The sequence below is a fragment of the Anaerobacillus arseniciselenatis genome (assembly GCF_001865995.1).
GTDB classification, from domain to species: domain Bacteria; phylum Bacillota; class Bacilli; order Bacillales; family Anaerobacillaceae; genus Anaerobacillus; species Anaerobacillus arseniciselenatis.
This window is the reverse complement of record NZ_MLQQ01000026.1, coordinates 108,093-126,693: the sequence shown is the minus strand read 5'-3', so window position 1 is coordinate 126,693 and position 18,601 is coordinate 108,093. Positions and strand designations below refer to the sequence as shown.

Annotated in this window: 17 protein-coding genes; 2 read left to right on the top strand and 15 right to left on the bottom strand. The window is 37.4% G+C overall.

Translation table 11 applies throughout. The features are described from left to right. Positions 1-209 precede the first annotated feature (209 nt). The 9 genes from BKP35_RS11960 to fdhD form a co-directional block, all read right to left on the bottom strand. A complete protein-coding gene (locus BKP35_RS11960; protein WP_071313579.1) occupies positions 210-422 on the bottom strand; it encodes a twin-arginine translocase TatA/TatE family subunit in 213 nt (70 codons plus the stop codon). A gap of 204 nt (positions 423-626) precedes the next feature. Continuing rightward, entirely contained in the window at positions 627-2,552 is a 1,926-nt protein-coding gene (locus BKP35_RS11955; RefSeq protein WP_071313578.1) for a molybdopterin biosynthesis protein, read from the bottom strand. 13 nt (positions 2,553-2,565) lie between these two features. Continuing rightward, positions 2,566-3,798 carry a molybdopterin molybdotransferase MoeA gene (locus BKP35_RS11950; RefSeq protein ID WP_071313577.1) on the bottom strand — a complete coding sequence of 411 codons (1,233 nt, stop codon included), beginning with the start codon at positions 3,796-3,798 and terminating at the stop codon, positions 2,566-2,568. A 35-nt stretch (positions 3,799-3,833) separates the two neighbouring features. Then, on the bottom strand, positions 3,834-4,427 hold the full coding sequence (gene mobA, locus BKP35_RS11945; RefSeq protein ID WP_071313576.1) for a molybdenum cofactor guanylyltransferase: 594 nt from the start codon (positions 4,425-4,427) through the stop codon (positions 3,834-3,836). Between the two features lie 167 nt (positions 4,428-4,594). Further along, a complete protein-coding gene (locus BKP35_RS11940) occupies positions 4,595-5,395 on the bottom strand; it encodes a formate dehydrogenase accessory protein FdhE (protein ID WP_071313575.1) in 801 nt (266 codons plus the stop codon). A 420-nt stretch (positions 5,396-5,815) separates the two neighbouring features. Continuing rightward, the gene (locus BKP35_RS11935) at positions 5,816-6,511 is read right to left on the bottom strand and encodes a formate dehydrogenase subunit gamma (protein ID WP_071313574.1); all 696 of its coding nucleotides are present in this window, start codon (positions 6,509-6,511) and stop codon (positions 5,816-5,818) included. Beyond that, entirely contained in the window at positions 6,504-7,331 is an 828-nt protein-coding gene (locus tag BKP35_RS11930) for a 4Fe-4S dicluster domain-containing protein (protein WP_071313573.1), read from the bottom strand. The genes BKP35_RS11935 and BKP35_RS11930 overlap by 8 nt, the downstream gene beginning before the upstream one ends. Next, a complete protein-coding gene (fdnG, locus tag BKP35_RS11925; protein WP_084031622.1) occupies positions 7,331-10,354 on the bottom strand; it encodes a formate dehydrogenase-N subunit alpha in 3,024 nt (1,007 codons plus the stop codon). Before fdnG ends, BKP35_RS11930 begins: the two co-directional genes overlap by 1 nt. Before the next feature lie 145 nt (positions 10,355-10,499). After that, positions 10,500-11,258 (bottom strand): formate dehydrogenase accessory sulfurtransferase FdhD, encoded by a 759-nt coding sequence (fdhD, locus tag BKP35_RS11915; protein ID WP_071313570.1) that lies wholly within the window; start codon positions 11,256-11,258, stop codon positions 10,500-10,502. Positions 11,259-12,050: 792 nt separating this feature from the next. On the opposite strand from fdhD, the gene BKP35_RS11910 reads away from it, so the two are divergent. Both BKP35_RS11910 and BKP35_RS19590 read left to right on the top strand, forming a co-directional pair. Beyond that, positions 12,051-12,944 carry a polysaccharide deacetylase family protein gene (locus BKP35_RS11910; RefSeq protein ID WP_084031621.1) on the top strand — a complete coding sequence of 298 codons (894 nt, stop codon included), beginning with the start codon at positions 12,051-12,053 and terminating at the stop codon, positions 12,942-12,944. 228 nt (positions 12,945-13,172) lie between these two features. Beyond that, positions 13,173-13,349, top strand: coding sequence for a hypothetical protein (locus tag BKP35_RS19590; protein WP_169819210.1), 177 nt, complete (start codon positions 13,173-13,175; stop codon positions 13,347-13,349). A gap of 115 nt (positions 13,350-13,464) precedes the next feature. Here the strand turns inward: BKP35_RS19590 and BKP35_RS11905 are convergent, their stop codons facing one another. From BKP35_RS11905 to BKP35_RS11880, 6 genes are all read right to left on the bottom strand, one after another. Next, positions 13,465-14,628, bottom strand: coding sequence for a CaiB/BaiF CoA transferase family protein (locus BKP35_RS11905; RefSeq protein ID WP_071313569.1), 1,164 nt, complete (start codon positions 14,626-14,628; stop codon positions 13,465-13,467). A gap of 210 nt (positions 14,629-14,838) precedes the next feature. Further along, on the bottom strand, positions 14,839-15,435 hold the full coding sequence (locus BKP35_RS11900; protein ID WP_071313568.1) for a DedA family protein: 597 nt from the start codon (positions 15,433-15,435) through the stop codon (positions 14,839-14,841). A gap of 299 nt (positions 15,436-15,734) precedes the next feature. Beyond that, a complete protein-coding gene (locus BKP35_RS11895; protein ID WP_071313567.1) occupies positions 15,735-16,445 on the bottom strand; it encodes a hypothetical protein in 711 nt (236 codons plus the stop codon). Next, positions 16,446-17,195 (bottom strand): hypothetical protein, encoded by a 750-nt coding sequence (locus tag BKP35_RS11890; protein ID WP_139192869.1) that lies wholly within the window; start codon positions 17,193-17,195, stop codon positions 16,446-16,448. Then, positions 17,173-18,075 (bottom strand): ABC transporter ATP-binding protein, encoded by a 903-nt coding sequence (locus BKP35_RS11885; protein WP_071313565.1) that lies wholly within the window; start codon positions 18,073-18,075, stop codon positions 17,173-17,175. The genes BKP35_RS11890 and BKP35_RS11885 overlap by 23 nt, the downstream gene beginning before the upstream one ends. After that, entirely contained in the window at positions 18,072-18,458 is a 387-nt protein-coding gene (locus tag BKP35_RS11880) for a GntR family transcriptional regulator (RefSeq protein WP_071313564.1), read from the bottom strand. Before BKP35_RS11880 ends, BKP35_RS11885 begins: the two co-directional genes overlap by 4 nt. Positions 18,459-18,601: the final 143 nt, after the last annotated feature.

Genomic DNA, 18,601 nt, shown 5'->3' with positions numbered 1-18,601 from the left:
ATATGTAAACAAAAACATTAGTCATAGTGTCCTCCCTACTTTGCCTAATGACCGAAGATTAACCATTCTAATTTTGATTTATTATCAGTTTCTTTTTGCTGTCTAACGGTGTTTATTTTTGGACAGTCCAGCCCTTCAATAAGTGAATGCTTTCCACTAATACAAAAACAGTAAGGCAAATGATTTCTCACTTGCCTTACTTAAGCTAGTTATACATCCTTTTTTTCTTCCGTTTTTGCTTCATTTGTTGACTTTTTGTCGTCATCCTCAAATTCATTCGTTAATTCTTTTGTAGATTTTTTAAATTCTTTTAACGTTTGCCCCATCGCTCTACCGATTTCTGGAAGCTTTTTCGGTCCGAAAATTACTAAGGCAATAACTAAGATTAAAACTAAACCTGGAATTCCAATATTACTTAACATACATTCTCCCCCTTACGATGCTTGATTAACATCAATTGTTCTTTCTTAGACTTTTGATCAAACAAAAATATTTAAATTACCTTATTGATTCAACGAATTTCATAATTCATTATTCTCGCCCACTAAGAGCAATATATAGTTACGCCAAAGCCATTCGCAAACTATATATTGCGTGATATGGCTCATCTTTGGTAATTATGAAATTCACTCATTAAAAAAATTAGGCTTTATCGCTTCAACTACTTTATAACCACCTAAACGTTCGACTTGTTGCTTAAATTCAGTTGAACGGATCACTTCCATTAACTGTTGACCTGCATCACTTTCATAAAAGCTATTTGTCATGACTAAGTCATAATTTTCGTCAGCAACAGGAATAAAATCAAGCCCCATTGTTTGTGCAGCAGAATAAACCCCTAAACCAACACTATTTTCTTTTTCTTTTACTTCAGCAGCAACACTTAAGTGCGAAAACATTTCTCTTTCGTAACCTTGAATTTGCTCTGAGGTTAACGAATGTTGTTTGAGTAGTGAGTCAAATAAAATACGTGTTCCAGCTCCACGTTGCCGGTTTACGTAGGCCCCTCCTTTCTCAACAATGTCATCAATCTTATTAATCGAAAGTGGGTTTCCTTTCGGAACGATCCAACCTTGCTCTCTTTTTAAAAACGGAATGTGCACCACTTGTTGTCCTGCTAAATATTTTTCGATGTATGGTACATTATACGTTTCTGTCTCAGGATCTAGAAGGTGAACTCCAGTCACATGAGCTTCACCTTTTCTAATGGCCATTAGTCCAGCCAAACTACCAACATGTGAAGAAATGACTTGGCGGTTCACGTCTCGTCTTCTTAATAACGAAGAAACGATGTCGATTGTTAAATCATGACTCCCAGTAAATAAAACCGCTTTTTTTAGTGCGTCGACCGGTTTATAAAGCTCAACTTCCACTTCTTCGCCTTGTTCTAATCCTAAACTATCCGGCGGTACGACTAGAACACCATCAGCTCGAACCATCGACATCGTCACACCTGCTGCTCGTGTTAAAGGATTAGCGATAAATTCACCGTTAACATAACCGACGTTCATGCGAACAAAATCTTCTGCGCCCATATTTGAAACAACTCTACGCCCGAGACGTACTTTCAACGTTTCCCGCTCCGGTTCTTGAATGCCTTGATAATGATAAAGAAGAGGGCGGAGGAACCACTCTAGCGCTAAATATGCAGAAACTGGATATCCCGGAACTCCGATAATCGGTTTTCCTTTCACTTCTCCCAAAATCACGGGCTTCCCTGGCCGAGTTGCAATTCCGTGCGTATAAACTTCACCTAGTTCATTAATGACATGGTATGTGTAATCTTTTGAACCAGCAGATGAACCTGCATTAATAATAATTACGTCGGCTTCTTCGGCACCTTTTTCAATCGCCGTTCGAATATGATCTGGGTCATCAACAGTAATATCAGAAAGTAATGGGTCTCCTCCCCACTCTTCTACAAAACCAGCAAATACTGTCCCGTTAAACTCAATAATATTCCCTGGTTCGAGGGGAGCACCTGGTTGTCTAAGCTCATTTCCCGTCGGTAAAATCGCTACTTTCGGTTTTTTTACAACAGGAAGCTCTTGGACGCCACCTGCGAGTAACGCTCCTAAATCAGCAGGTCTTAACGTATGGCCTTGAGGTAAAATCATTTCGCCACAAACAACATCTTCACCGACAGGACGAATGTTTTGCCACGGTGTTGCCGGAACAATAATTTCAACCGTTTCAGCATCAATTTCCTGAAGTTCCTCGACGATAATAACCGCATTAAACTCATTAGGGATCGGGTTTCCTGTATCAACATATTTAAAATCGCTGTCTTTTTTCAAATGGAGCGGACGTTGTTCATGTGCCTCATACGTATTTTCAGCACGAACAGCAATCCCATCCATCGCAGACGCGTGATAATGAGGTGTAGAAATATTAGCAAAAATAGGTAAAGCTGTTACTCTACCTAGAGCCTTATTCGTACGAATGTTTTCGATTTCAGGAGTTAACGTTACGTTATTAATAAACTCTTCCCTGGCTACATGTCTCGGTTTATCTTGTAAATATACTTTTCGGTTTGTTTGTATTTGACTCACGTATTGGCTCCTCCTAACGTAACAAAATCGCTGGTACAAGATCACCTTGTCTTGCACCTTCATTTTCAGCTTCAATTTCTACCATTGCATCACTTTGAACAAGTGTGGAAATTAAGCCTGACTTTCCGATAATAGGTTCGGCCCACCACTCGCCGTCTCTTTCTAGCAATTTCACTCGAACATAGTCCGTTCTCCCCATTGAAGAATGGATGTTTTTCATTAAACGAACTTGCACTCGATCTAACTTGTTACGAGAAGCTTCACCACTTAATTTTTGAACAATTTTCTCTCCAAATAAGGAGAATATTATCATTGCGCTAGCCGGATGGCCAGGTAACCCAATCACTGGTTTCTCATTTGCCATTGATAAAATTGTCGGTTTTCCTGGCTTGATCGACACACCATGAATAAAGACACCAGGCTCACCAAGAGATTCAATCACTTGTGTCGTAAAATCTTTCGCCCCTACTGAACTTCCCCCTGATAAAACAAGACAATCAACTTGTTCAAATAATTCCTTTGCACGCTTTTGATATTCATCATAATCATCAGTAACAATTCCAGCGTAAACCGCCTTTGCGCCCCACTCTTGCACAAGGCTTGTAATCGTAAGTGCGTTTACATCTCTAACTTGGCCTATTTCTAAATATTCAGTTGTATAAGGAACAATTTCATCACCACTTGACAAATAACCGACCGTCAATTGCTTAAAAACAGTAACATGAGTTTTACCAATAGCTGCAATAGCACCTAGTTCTTGCGGGCGAAGCTTTGTCCCATTTTCAATCAACACTTCACCAACGCGTACATCTTCACCAATTTGAATAATGTTTTCACCTGGAGCCACTTGTTTGTACGTATTCAATAAACCATTCAAATCTTCACAGTGCTCAATCATGATAACGCTATCACTTTGCGGTGGAATCATTCCACCTGTCGGGACATAAATCGCCTCTCCACTTTGTAGTGGAGCAGTAGCAGCTTCCCCCATTTGGACACTACCAGCGACATTTAAAAATCCAGGCATCGTCTCGGAAGATCCAAACGTTTCTTTCGCCTTGACAGCATAGCCATCAACGGTTGATCTTGGAAAACTCGGAATAGACTCTGTAGCAATAATCTCCTCCGCAAGAACTCGACGGAACGCCTCTTCTAACGGAATTACCTCTGTTTCCTTGACCGCCTTGACAAGCTCTTCAATTTGAGCAAACGTTTCTTCTACCGTTTTCACTTTAAAAAATTGCATCAATGATCACCCTCCCTCTTTTTTGTTGAGAGATGCTATTTTTCAGCTAACTTCTTTGCTTCTTCATATTCCGAAGGATGATTCATATTATAGAAAACTTGTTCAATATTATCAATTTCTTTGTTTAATAGTTTTTCTTCTGAAATATAATTTACTTTCATTCGTTGTAGTAAATGTTTCAGTCGCAATTGGTCACTCTGTATACACTCTGTTACTTCCGATAATACAGTTTTTTTATATACAGCAAACAGCGGATGCTGCTTTCCGTTAATGACTGGAATAACAGCGTCAAAACCTTCACTTTCTTGAACTAAAAATTGAGCTATCTCGTCTGAAACAAAAGGCATATCACATGCAACAACGATATTTACATCATTATTTGAGGCAGATAGCCCTGCTTCAATCCCCGCTAATGGACCTTTATTTTGATAGTTGTCACTGACGGTTGGAATGTTTAAAAATCGATATTTCTCTTTATCATTAGTCACTAAGATGATATTTTCAAAAGTGCTAGCTAACTGATTTTTAATTCTTTCAATATTAGCAAGGCCATTAATCGGTAATAGAGCTTTATTTTGTCCCATGCGACTAGACTTACCACCCGCCAAAATAATTACACCAGCGTCCATGGCTTCACTCCTATTCAATGATGAGTTTTGAGTTTTGAGTTTTTTGTGGGTAAATGCTTCGAAGACTATAAGTAAGAGATCAGTTACCCAAACTTTGATATTATTAAAGCTACGGAGCAAGGCTTTCACTAACTCATATCTCTTCACTCAAAACTCATAACTAGCTACTAACTACTAACTTCTTCCTTCGGTATGCCGAAGCCTTTTTCTTGAGCAATGATATCTAAATGAATACTATTAACGTCTAATAAGAAAGGTGTTAGTTTTTTATATTTCTTTCTAGTATCGATGATTTTCATATAACTATTACACTCTTCACAAACTTCGATTTGTAAATTTTTGTCTTCCTCAACTGTGTAGTAACTTAACTTTTTGTGATCTTCGTTACCACAACTTGAACATTGAAGACGTTTCTGTTGCCATTTAGCTTCACAGCGTGGACAAACGATCATCTTTGATCCTTTCCCTTCAAGAACTGCTAAGCGGATCGGCTCTCCGCAACAAGGGCAACTTCCTTTCGTTTCCAAAGCTGAAAGATCTTCTTTAAATACTTCAGATACAACACGTAAAAATGGTCGAATCGCATGTTCTGCGATAAGGTACGGTAGCCACTGGGCTACATTCGCCTCTTCAGCGTATTTTGCAAAAAATAGTTGATTAAAAGCTAATACTTCGTCAGCCCAACGCTTTACTACGCCATCATTCAGACTCTCTTTTATTGTTTTAATATCATTTATAAGTTTAGGGTCTTTTTCTACTAAAAGATCTCCTAACTCAAAAACCCATTCTTTATATTGCTCTAAGTTAATTACCACTTCTGTTTGCGCAATTACTGGTACTTGTTTTTCGGTTAAAGTTTGTTTTTCAATGATGGTAGATGCTTCTAATTTCTTTTGCCATTCCTTTTGTAAATTAGAAATATCTGTCTGTAAGGCTAAATATTCTTTGGAGATTACGGATGATTTCATTTATGTCACCTCAATTTTAAATTTAACTAAAAGCGAATTTTATATAAATCTTGAATGTTGAATGTTGAATTATAAACTTTGTAAGTCTAAATTCTTTCACAATCCATAACTCAAAATTCAATCTTTATGACTACCACTAGTATATCAACCTAACTAATAAAAACATGTGAGAAAAAACACGATTAGCCTAAAAACTGATACATACGATAGCTTGTTCAAAAAACATTCATATTTTAAGAAAAGCGCAAGCGCCTTGGTCCTGCGATTACTCGTCGCAAAACTTTCACTGTAGCAAATTCAGTGGAGTGTCTTGGCTAGACAACTTTCCTAAATTTATTTATAAATACAAAGGAATAGCTGTCCGAAATGGACAGCATTCCCTTGCAATTTCACTATAATGAGTGCTTTAAGAAGATATTCTTATGCACCTTTGTCTTTCTTTTTAGGAGCTTCTTTAATTTCACCTTTTGCTACTAACTCATCATACCATTTACCGTGATGATCTTTCGCATAATCTACTGGAACATCACCTTTTGTCATTCCTTGCATGGAAATTTTCGAGTTAGGGTGACCACAACTTAAGAACACGTGACCGACAACAACAGCTGCTGCTAAACCAAATCCAATATTATGAAGCGGATATGCCCATTGTATTATTCCTGTTGAGAATAAATGTGGCATCCAGATTACAATCCCTGAACCAATTAAGATAACAGCACAAACAATTTGCATAATAGAATTTAATTTTTCACCAGCATTATAGAAATCTTGTTTTGGCATATCTTTCACATGGCCTCCGAAAAACTCTTTCGGAAATTTCGCGAAAAATTGAAAATCACTTTTTCTCCATGTGAAAGCTTGCTTGATCCAATGAAAGAAGCTTTTTGGATCAGTAATTAAGATAATGAACACTGGTAAGATAAATACAACTGCAAATATACGGTGTAATAATCGTAAGTTTTCTGGTCCACCGAACACTCCATACATCCAGCTAAAGAAGTCCGTATAAAGTGGTAGGCCGGTAATATAGAGAGCCAGGAAAGCAACTGCATTAATCCAGTGAACGATGATTACAGGCTTACTAAAACGTTTCACCGTTTGTTGTTGACTACTCATTACTCTCTTCCCCCTCATCTGCACCATGGTCATCTTTATTAAATAGTTTGTTAGAAATATAACCACCAATAACTGCCATCGTTGTTACACCTAGCATTGCTTTTCCTAGTGGTTGTGCATAATCTTTCCAAACAGTTGCCGAAAGTGGTACTCGTGGATTTTCTGGTAATCCGTACACGCTCGGTGGCTCTGCAAGTAAATAAAATGTTTGTGTACCTTCAACACCGACAGGGTTATAAATATTGGCATTCGGAAAACGCTCTTTAATTTCAGCTAAACGCTCTTCAGCTAAAGCCTCCATATCGGCTTTCTCACCATAAATTAAAGCATCCATATGACAAATTTCAACACAAGCTGGTTGATCACCTTCACGTAATCTGTCAACACACATCACACATTTTTGTGCTAACTCATACTCAGTTCCATTTTCATCAGTGTGAGTTTCCAACTCTACAATTCCAAATGGACAGTTTTGAACACAATACCCACAACCAATACACTTATCGTAGTTTGTATTAACTGTACCAAACTCAGTAAAATGCATTGCATCTGCAGGACATACTTTAACACAAGCAGCATCAGTACAATGAAAGCATGCTGTATGACGGAATAACCATTCAAAACGGTTACCTTCAGCTACGTGTTCGGTGAACGTCAGCATGTTCCAAGTATTTGCACCACATTTATCATGTGATTGATAACTTCCCTTGAATTCTTCTGGATCCACCGGAAGGTCGTTCCAGTTTTTACACGCTACCATACACGCGCGACAACCATTACAACGTGTCGTATCAACTAGTTTTGCATATTTAGTCGTCATTAGTCAGCCCTCCTTACATCACCGAGGAATGCTTTATATTCTGGAATCATTGTGTTTGCATCCCCAATATGTGGTGTTAACGTATTCGCAATTGCTCCTGTTGTAATTCCCATATAGCCCCAATGCCACGGCATTCCGATATGGTGAACTTTTTCACCGCGAATTGTGTATGGTTTAAAGCGTTTTGTTACCATTGCATACGCTTCGATTTCACCACGAGCCGAACTAATAACTACTTTATCTTTATTTTTTATGCCTTTTTCTTCTGCTAACTCTTCACTCAGTTCAACGAACATATGACCTTGTAATTCTGAAAGCCATTCAAGGTTACGTGTCATTGAACCTGATTGCCAGTGTTCCGTTAAGCGATAAGTCGTTACAACAATTGGGAATTGAGAGCGATCACCTTTTTCGTTATAATCACCTGTCCAAATAACGACTGCTGGGTTTAAGTCAACGCTTGAGAACGCATTCGGTACAGGACTTTCGTACGGCTCATAGTGCTCTGGGAATGGGCCATCATTCATTGGAGCAAATAAGCCCCCATGTCCATGAGCATTCATGATAAACGGATCATCTCCGCTATGCCCTGCTAGTGCAGGTGCTCCTGGTTCTGCAGGTGTGCCTGGTGCTTTTACTGCCGCAAAGTCTGGTACATCGTAGCTGTTAGCCCAAGTTTCTCCATCCCACCAAATCACTTTTTTATCGTCACTCCATGGCTGACCATTTAAATCTGCACTCGCACGATTATATAAAATACGGCGGTTTAGCGGCCAAGCAAAAGACCAATTTAAATAGTTTTCCATACCAGTATCCTTATTATCGCGATCTTTTGCTCTATTCTTCTCCTCATCTGGTCCGGCATCAGGATAGACACCACTATAAATCCAGTTTCCACAAGATGTTGTACCGTCATCTTGAAGTTGTGTAAAGTTGAGAACCGTTTTACCAGTTGTTAAATCATAACCATTAATTTCACGGTTAATGAGGTCGTTACTCGGGTAATCTCCGTCACCAAAGCTCCAGTTAAGTGCATTAATGATGTTACCTTTCGTTGAATTATCACCTTGATAAAGCTTCTTTACACGTTTCGCTAAATTATGGCAAATCCATGCGTCAGCCTTTGCTTCACCTTTAGGTTCAAGAGCCTTCCAACGGAATTGCTTCCAACGACTTGAGTTTGTTACTGCACCTTCTTTTTCATAAGGTCCACAAGCTGGCAACATGAATACTTCCGTATTAATACTTTCTGGATTACTTCCTGCTTTTTGCTTCCAGAACGCAGCTGTTTCGGTTTCCCAAAGATCAATCGCCACTAACCAGTCAAGGTTTTCCATTGCTTTTTGCTCTTTTGTCGTGTTTGGTCCACCGACAATTGGATTCTGCCCCCATACGAGCATTCCTTTAATGTCACCGTCATACATTGCCTCAAACAATGAAATATGCGAGCTATTTCGAGAGTTTTTCGGTAAATAGTCATATAAAAAGTCATTTTCTTTTGTAGCCGCATCCCCGTACCATGCTTTTAGTAAGCTCACTAAATACTTAGGTCGGTTATTCCACCAGCCACCATGTGGAGTTTCATTTTTGTTATATGAAGCAAGATCCTTATGACGTTCAGTTCCAGTTGGTGCAGGTAGATAACCTGGTAATATATGGAAAAGTAAAGCCATATCAGTCGATCCCTGTACGTTACATTCTCCGCGCATGGCATTTACACCACCACCAGGAACCCCAATGTTTCCTAATAACAACTGGATTAATCCATAAGCACGAACATTCTGCGAACCAACCGTATGTTGCGTCGTCCCCATCGCATACATAATCGTTCCTGATTTTCCTACTTGACCTGTTGCACAAAAGGCTTCAGCCATTTTTAAGAAATCTTCTTTCGGTGTACCTGTTACTGAGCAAACCGTATCGACATCATAACGAGAATAGTGCTCTTTCATTAATTGATAAACAGATCGAGGGTGTTGTAGCGTTTCATCTTTTAAAATGTTTCCATCCTCATCGGTTTGGAACGTCCAAGTACTTTGATCATAACTACGACTGTTTTCATCATAGCCTGAGAAAATACCATCATTGAATTGATAATCTTCGTTAACTAAGAAGGAAGCATTTGTATAATTGACCACATACTCTTTATGAATTAAATCGTTTTCAATTGCATAATGGATCAGTCCGCCAATTAAAGGAATATCCGTTCCCGAACGGAAAGGTGCATAAATATGCGCTTGTGTAGACGTTCTCGTATAGCGAGGATCCGCTGAAATAACAGTTGCGCCTCTCTCTTTTGCTTTCTGAACAAACTTCATACTAATCGGATGATTTTCAGCTGGGTTTGCCCCAATAATTAAAGCACAATCAGTATGCTGAATATCATTCCAATGGTTTGTCATTGCGCCACGACCAACTGTAGGTGCCAGACCGGCAACCGTAGAGCTGTGTCATATACGAGCCTGATGCTCAATAAACGTTGCGCCTAACCCTCTCATAAATTTTGCAATTAAGTAACATTCTTCATTTTCAAGAGCCGCTCCACCTAAAGAAGCGATCGCTTCTGTGCGGTTTACAGTAATCCCATTCTCTCTTTCTACAAAACTTTCATCACGTGTCTTTTTAATCTTTTCGGCAATTTTATTTAATGTCCAATCCCAATCTTTTTCTACCCACTCACTACTTCCCGGTGCACGGTATAAAGGTTTTTCTACACGGCGATCTGAAGTGTAGAGTTGACGGATGGACGTACCTTTACTACATAATGATCCTTTGTTGATCGGATGATCTGGATCCCCTTCGGTGTACAAAACGTCATTTTTCTCCTCATTGACGTGTACTAAAATACCACAACCAACTGAACAATAAGGACAAATTGTCGGTGTAGTTGATGCACGAGCAATTTTATACTCGTTTGCTTGAGCCTTTGCTTCGTTTGGATTGAAGCCTAATTCAACAACAGCTACAGTAGCTGCAGTTGCACCTGACAGCTTTAAAAACTGTCTACGTGATAAATCAAACATTATTTATTCCTCCCCCTATTTTGTCTGATGACTAGGTCATCAACACCCTTAAAAAAGATTCATTTACGTAACTAAGACTAATTCTCTAATTCTTTCAAACAAGAAAATAAAAATATAAAGACAGAACGCTTATAAAATCTCTTTTTTAAGGTCGTTCCCCAGCAACCTTCGATACATCATTTAAAACTTTTCCTTGTGATGTATAGACGGTAGCCATTTTTCCCCGAATGTAGCCGACGACTTCAATTTGCAAAAAATTTGCAAGTTGAACCGCTTGCTTTGTTGCAGCTGTTCTAGTGCCAATTAAACCGATCCCAAAACGGGCAGCTTTTGACAACATTTCGTAGGAGACTCTTCCAGTTGTAAGTAATATTAAACTCTTCGGATCGAGCCCCTCACGCACCGCATATCCCAATACTTTGTCGACTGCATTGTGACGACCAATATCTTCGCGAACAATAATATTTCCATCGCTATCAACAATACATGCACCGTGCATACCACCAGTTTCTAAATAAAGCGGAGAATTTTGTGCAAATTCATGACGCTTTTTTAATAAATAAGATAGATTGACGGTTCTGTTTGTAGTGATCTTTGGAAATTTTTTTACATCAGTCATTGAAAAGAACGTGACTCCTTTTCCACAACCTGCAGTAAAAGTTTTTTGTTTTTGCGAAAACTCCTCAGCGTCAAACTCATTATTCATTTCAACGAGTATTCTGCCGTGGTCTTCATCTATAGTTAACCTTTTCAGGTCGCTGGGTCCATTTATTATCCCTTCTGAATAAAGATACCCGATTGCCCAATCATCAAGATCGGCTTTTGTTAACTGGAACGTCGCCAGCTCATTTCCATCGATGAAAAGCGTAACCGGATATTCATCCGGACAAAACTTTCGAGTCATCCATATCCCCCCCTAAATTCAATGAGCGCGTTTACAAAAGTAATCGCTTTCTTTTAACCCCATTGTTAAATTTGACTTATTTAATAGAAATTTTAACAAAATTCACATTATTCGACAATCAGTTTAGTTTATAAGAAAAATAATAGTATGCTTGTTTAATAAAATACCTATTACTTTAACTACAAGCTCTATTATTTTTTTAGAACTGTTATAAGAATAACATGTTCAATTATTTCATTTCTGTGACATTCATCACGCATTGAAATAAAGCGTTTACTAACATTTGTTATAAGACAGATTTCATTTTTCAACAAAAGTTAAACAGATAGAAATTATAGGAACTTTTTCTCTTTAAGTTCGTATGTCTCATACCAAATAAGGATTGTTTATGACTCCACTTTTACACATAGTGTTATTCTAATATAATTTTATTTTTTTAAAACGTTCACAATATGTTCAAATCTTTTTCGACATTATTTTTAAAGTTCGACAATTCCATATTACATATATATTACTTTTCGTATTAAAATAAACTTATACATCTTTCATACAAAACCCGCATGACGGTATTCCGTCACCATTTAACACGAAAAAATTCCGGTCGATTTCCCTCACTGCGCTGTAAATCCGTTCCGGCTTTAGAGGCTTGTTCGGAAAAGTCGACCGTCATTTTACTTTATACAAAACTCTCATTGCGGTATCACGTTACTATAAAACATATAAAAGTCAGGCGGGTGCTCAGCCTAACCAACAATCCACAAACCCACTATTACATACAAAGGATTTGAAATTATGATTCGAAACATTATTTTATTTGTATCAATCGGTCTAATGATTTTCTTTAGTTTTCTTTTGTTTAATTTTAATAAAAACAATACTGTTATGACCGTAAAGGATCACACATATATAACGAAAAGCAATTTGGCGCTAAAAATGACAGAGCCTCCTTCATTTCTTAAAACTGCTGATGATTTAATGGAAAAAGTGAAGCTCATCAAGGAAAATCAATACCCTGAACCGACTCGATGGGGCGAAAGTGTAAATGGTGTCATTCAAAAAATTGATACGGATGAGAAAGTGATCGCATTGACATTTGATGCATGCGGTGGAGATTTTGGAAGTGGATACGATAAGGAATTAATCGACTTTTTAATTGACGAGGGAATTCCGGCTACTCTATTTATTAATAGTCGTTGGATAGAGGCTAACCTTGAACAATTTCACTATTTAGCTTCGGTGGATCTTTTCCAAATTGAAAATCACGGTACTGAACATCGCCCGTTATCTGTTAATGGAGGTACTGCTTGGGGTATCCAAGGAACAACAAGTGTAGAAGAAGTGGTCACTGAAGTTATTACAAATTATAAAATGATCAAAGAACTCACTGGTCACGAGGCGCGTTATTTTCGTTCAGGAACAGCTTTTTATGATGATGTTGCTGTTCAAATTGTTACCGACTTAGGGATGAAAGTTGTCAATTACGACATTCTCGGAGATGCAGGAGCGACTTTTTCAGCCTCCCAAGTACGGGACGCTCTATTGAGAGCAAACCCAGGATCGATTGCTTTATTACATATGAACCAACCGTCGAGCGGAACTGCCGCAGGTGTGAAAGCAGCAATCCCAAAACTAAGAGAACAAGGCTTCACTTTTGTTACTCTTGAACAAGGTTTTAAATTAGAGTAAGATAAACTACTATTTTTATTTTATTGAGTGAATTTCATAATTACCAAAAACGAGCCACATCACGCAATATATAGTTTGCGAATGGTGTTGACGCAACTATATATTGATCTTAGTGGCGAAATTAATGAATTATGAAATTCATTAATTTCAAAACTTTAGTCAAATACTCTTCCTATAAGCTACTATTTTGAATACGTTATTGTAAGAAGTCTTAAGGAGGGTTACAAAATGACTAGTAAAGATTTCCATGAGCTTATGGACTTACTCGATCAGATCGAAGAAATAGTTAAACTGTATCCTGCCTTTTCATACATTCATGTTAATATACTTAATACACGATATGAACTGATAAAAAGGTATTCAGAAGGAAACTTTCAGAATGACGACAAACCAACAAACTATTAGGGGTTTGTTGGTTTGTTGGTTTGTTGGATTATTGGCTAGTGGAAAGGAAAGCGCGCAACTATTACATTTTAATGATGAAGCTACACCTTCATGATGTTTCACAGAAAAGTTAAAGTTATATACGCGCCGTCCGCTCTGTACTGTTAACGATTTGTTTTTGATATAAATCTTCTATTTTATCTCTACTATAACCTAACAAATTGTTAAGAACTTCATTCGTATGTTCACCGATGATTGGCGGATCGCTACATATACTTGATTTCTGTAAATAAAAAGTAGAAACATTTGTGTTTGCAGCATTTTCTGATATTAATTGCCGATCCTTTAAAAATGGAAAGTTATTTATCTCATCAACTTCTAAAATAGGTGCCATACAACAATCTACTTCAAATGAAAAGTTCGTCCACTCTACCAACGTTCTACTTTCGAAAAATTCAGTTATTTGCTGATAGAATTGAACATTATCTTTCTTATTTGTCCCATGTAAAACGATCCATTCTTCTTTACCAACAGCTTCACAAAAATTTTTCCAAAATTTATGCTCTAATGCAGCTAACGCAATATAGCGACCATCTTTAGTTTTGTAATTAGAGTAACAAATGAGGTCTCCATTAAGTTCTGGAACGCCACGATACACTCCACCATCTCTATAATGAACATAGTTTGTGCCCATGATCGAGACAAGTGGGTCAGTAAGCGATAAATCGATGTATGTACCTTCTTGTGTTTGATTTCTTCTTATAATCGCTGCTAAAACTTCCTCCGTACACTGAAAAGCTCCTAAGTGATCAGCAAGCTGAACAGACGGAGTGATCGGTTTCCCATCTTCATCTTTTAACTGAGCTAACACACCACTGATGGCTAAATAATTTAAGTCATGACTTCCTAATTGTTCCATCTCACCACATTGACCATACCCCGAGATTGAGCAATAAATAATATCTTCTTTTTCTTTTTTTACCGTTTCATAATCTAGCCCTAATCGCTTCATCACCGTTGGACGAAAACTCTCAACGACGACATCTGCCGTCTTCATTAATTGTAATGCTACCTCTTGTCCTTCCTCGCTTTTCAAATCGATGGCAATGCTTTTTTTATTACGGTTATTCGCTAAATAAAGCAATCCTGTTTCATTTTTTTTAATACCGATATGACGACTTGGCTCTCCTTCAATCGGTTCAACGACAATCACTTCTGCTCCTTTGTCAGCAAGCCTCATTGTCGCATACGGACCTGGTAAGTACTTACTAAAATCAATGACACGAATTCCTGATAGCAAAATGTTTATCACTCCTTTTAGTTCGATTGTTTTTTAGAAAACTAGAATTCACGTTACTCTTTAATGAATTTCATAATTCATTATTAACGCCATTAAGTATCTATCTGTAGTTGCGTTAAACCGCTCGCAACTACAGATAGTTTGATATGGCTTAATTTAGGTAATTATGAAATTCACTTCCTTACGCATGTATTTCCAGTTTTCTACTATCTAATGAGGAAGTTGTTCTTTCACTTGCCTCCGTTTTCGATTAATCCAATTAAGTACAAATGATCCTAAACTTATCATAAAAATGGAACCAACAGTAACATAAATAGAAAGGTCTTCATGTAAGCCAGTCATTTTCCCTAAGCTAAAAAAGAGACTAAACCAAATAAACGCCGTCGAATATGAAAGTATTGCAAAGCGGAAATAGGAAAGACGCATCATTCCATACAAAAATGGAACGAAATTTCGAACACCAGGGATGAAATAGCTAATAATTAATGAATAAACGTGGTATTTTTTGATGAGGTGTATCGCTTTACGAATCGATGACTTTGTACCACTTTTTTTCTTCAAATAAGCCACTAACTTTCCACCTAACAACCTTCCTAATAAATAACTTGTCGATAAACTCGCTACTATTCCTAAATATCCGATCACAAATACTTTCTCAAATTGTAAATAAGGAGTCGTTGATAAGTAACCGACTGTTGTTACAATAACTTCATTAGGGATCGGCACACCAAACATACCGAGCCATAGCCAGAGGAAAATCCCTACATATCCGAGCTCTCTTATAATATTTAAGATGTCTGACTCCATTTGACCTCCTACTTTCTTTTAGAGAGAATCTAGAAGAACTTTTCACTTCTATTTTATACGGTGGATAGGCCATACGTAAACCGACATGTCTAATTTTTCTAAAAATTTAAAATATAATTCAAAAAAGTACATGTTTGAATTGGCGATCAGTTTCCTCGCTCCCCTTATAATAAATACATAGTGCAGTCTTCAAGAAAAAAGCCGCCTCCAAAGTGTCAGACATTTTGGGACAGCCTCCTATTATTAATTCATTATTTCTCCATTACAAACAACTCGCTATCTTCCCACAAAAAAGTTTTTTAAGGTCTTACATACTCAATATGAACATAGTCTGCAGCGCTAATCTCAACATTTGCTGGCACTTTAATATAAAGAGCATTTGTGCCTACTCTACTAAGATGACCATCGTAAAACATTCCCTCACCCGTAAATTGAGTGATTGTGAACTCTTTATGGAATTTCGCCATCCTTACTGGTTCTCCCCAAGTACTCCCAATTTCTAACGTCCCATTTATCATTTCTAACTGTGGCGAGCGCACTACATGGGTTACATCGACACCCAGTGTAAAGTATGGCGTTGAGTAGTGGACAATATTGACATTTCCATCGTTTGTATCTTTATTCTTTACTAATATTCGCATTGAAGATTGATCCCCTTGATTTAAATTTAAGTGAAGTACGGGTTCTTCAAATGAAAACTCCCATTCATCTATAGTTAGTAAACCTTCAATTTTTTCTAAATTTCCTTCATGTGTTGCATTGTAAAAATTTTCTTCGATTTGTCTTGCTTCATTAATACTGACGTTTTTCTCCTCTACACCTATTGGAACGACAAAAAGAAAAATGGTCGCAGCTACTAAAATCGTAATATAACCGATAAAAATCCACTTGATCGTCGTTGCATTGAAGGAGGCTGCTTTTTGTGAAACCTTCTTTATGATAGAAGAGACAACAAAAATGATAGCCAAAATAAAAATAAGTTGAATGAGAATTAAACCGACGAACTCCATTTATTTTCGCACCTCCATTTTATCTGTCATTATTGCAAGCAAAAAAAGAAGAGCAATTACAGCCATAGCTTTCACAAGAAACAAAAACGGTGACGTTTCTAGTGCAAAAAATTGAACAAGCTGCCCTAACGGTCCCTCACCTTGCATCCGTCCTTCGACGAATAATAAACCGATAAAAACTAGTGGTAATAAAAATACAAAAAGCTTACTCATCTGGATAATCGCCCCGACAAAATAACCTAAGGCTCCAAAGAGTGCCATATAAAAAATGCTTACAACCACACCAAGCACTAACTCGGAAAATGGAACAAACGCACTACCAGCAAGATTATCAACAGTAAAGTAATAATATATAATGACTTTCAATAATGAACCCGCAAGCATCGCTGCGAGTCCCGCAACGGCGGTCGCTGTCATTAAAAAAGCGATATTTGATAAGTTGCTCGTCAATCGATTAGAGACAAACGCGAAGTCCCCATCTTTAGAAGCTTTCGAATTTAACGTAATCCCAATGGTAAATGCCCAAATCATTGTAAAAATGATGATCATATTTCCTGTGTAATAGTTAATATTTAACGATACATTAAATATACTTGTGCCGCTCTGTCCAGTCCCCATAAATGCCGAGAAAAGTAAGGCAAATAACTGTGTCATAAGTAGGGAAGTAAACACACCGTAATTTGCTTTTAACTTAAAAAAGTATTGCTTTTTAACTACAGATATAACATTAGCTTCTTGTAAAAACATCATCGATCCCTCCTTTTGTTGTGTTTGTTAAATAAACACATATATCTTCTGAGGATACAGGAGATAATTCTATCCCGTTTGCGCTCATCTTTTGAATCTCCGCTTCACTAAAGTCATTTTCAACAACTACGTAAGTACTATCGACACCGACTGTTTTTCGATAAAGGACGTCTTTTCCCCGAATTAATTCTTCGATCTTCTCGGCTTTACTACTTAATCCAATCGCCAATTGCTTTAACTCCTCTACAGACATATGGAGTCGTTTTTCACCATTTTTAATTAATAAAACATCTTCTAAAAGTTCATCAATTTCACTTAAAAGATGACTCGATAAAACGACCGTACGTGGATGATCCAAGTAATCTTTCAATAGTGCTCTGTAAAAATCTTTTCGAATTGCTGCATCCATCCCCGTTGTCGGTTCATCAAATATTGTTAAAGGACAACGTGCAGCTAAACCAATGATGATATTAAACGTACTTTTCATTCCTTTTGAAAGATTTTGATGACGTTGCTTCGGGTGAAAAGAGAAATACTCAAAGAGACGTTTGGCTAACGCACTATCCCAATTCGGGTAAAATTGACTAACTGCTTCTAACGTTTCGGTTAAATTTAACGATTGCGGTAAAACCATGTTGTCATCAATGAAAATCATATTTTGTGAGATTTTCAAATTGTTAAAAGGGGCTTCAGAAAAAACTTCGACTTCACCTGATGAAGGTTTCGTAAACCCTGCAATTAGTTTTAATAATGTTGTTTTTCCTGCTCCATTTCTCCCAATCAAGCCCGTAATTTTATTTTGCTCAATGGAAAACGAAAGATCTTTAAGCACTTCTGCATGCCCAAATTTTTTTGTTAAGTTATTACATTGGATCACTTTCATTTTTCTTCCCCCTTACATTTACGGTTTTCTAAACGGATCATCTCGACTATTTCTTCTTCACTCACTCCAAGTTGCCGTGATTCCCTCACAAGTTCCTCTACTAAACGTTGCAATGTTTGCCCTTTTCGCTTCGCTAAAATAATTTTTGCTGCGTTTTCTGACACAAACATTCCTAACCCTCGTTTTTTATAAACGATATTTTCATCCGCCAATAAATTCAGCCCTTTTGCTGCAGTTGCCGGATTAATGTTAAACATCTCTGCTAATTGATACTGAGAATACACTTTTTCATCAGTACGAATATTCCCCGACAGTATTTCAGTTTCTAGCCATTCACTTATTTGTTTGTAAATAGGCTTCGACCCATCTGTATTTAAAATCAAGAGGACACCTCCGTTTACTGCATTCAATGGTCATTAAACACAATTTTTTTTTGATCTGCCGAACATGTAATATAGTGCATTACTGTTGTAATGTACTATATACTATTTTATGAAATAATTCAATAGGGCACTCGCCTTTTTTT

Excerpts from the sequence above, each read along its gene's own strand:
- BKP35_RS11930 (WP_071313573.1), bottom strand. The coding sequence starts at position 7,331 with ATGACGACTAAATATGCAAAACTAGTTGATACGACACGTTGTAATGGT.
- BKP35_RS11910 (WP_084031621.1), top strand. The coding sequence starts at position 12,051 with ATGATTCGAAACATTATTTTATTTGTATCAATCGGTCTAATGATTTTC.
- fdhD (WP_071313570.1), bottom strand. The coding sequence starts at position 11,258 with ATGACTCGAAAGTTTTGTCCGGATGAATATCCGGTTACGCTTTTCATC.
- BKP35_RS11960 (WP_071313579.1), bottom strand. The coding sequence starts at position 422 with ATGTTAAGTAATATTGGAATTCCAGGTTTAGTTTTAATCTTAGTTATT.
- BKP35_RS11885 (WP_071313565.1), bottom strand. The coding sequence starts at position 18,075 with ATGAAAGTGATCCAATGTAATAACTTAACAAAAAAATTTGGGCATGCA.
- mobA (WP_071313576.1), bottom strand. The coding sequence starts at position 4,427 with ATGGACGCTGGTGTAATTATTTTGGCGGGTGGTAAGTCTAGTCGCATG.
- BKP35_RS19590 (WP_169819210.1), top strand. The coding sequence starts at position 13,173 with ATGACTAGTAAAGATTTCCATGAGCTTATGGACTTACTCGATCAGATC.
- BKP35_RS11895 (WP_071313567.1), bottom strand. The coding sequence starts at position 16,445 with ATGGAGTTCGTCGGTTTAATTCTCATTCAACTTATTTTTATTTTGGCT.
- BKP35_RS11890 (WP_139192869.1), bottom strand. The coding sequence starts at position 17,195 with ATGATGTTTTTACAAGAAGCTAATGTTATATCTGTAGTTAAAAAGCAA.
- BKP35_RS11940 (WP_071313575.1), bottom strand. The coding sequence starts at position 5,395 with ATGAAATCATCCGTAATCTCCAAAGAATATTTAGCCTTACAGACAGAT.
- BKP35_RS11935 (WP_071313574.1), bottom strand. The coding sequence starts at position 6,511 with ATGAGTAGTCAACAACAAACGGTGAAACGTTTTAGTAAGCCTGTAATC.
- BKP35_RS11950 (WP_071313577.1), bottom strand. The coding sequence starts at position 3,798 with ATGCAATTTTTTAAAGTGAAAACGGTAGAAGAAACGTTTGCTCAAATT.
- BKP35_RS11900 (WP_071313568.1), bottom strand. The coding sequence starts at position 15,435 with ATGGAGTCAGACATCTTAAATATTATAAGAGAGCTCGGATATGTAGGG.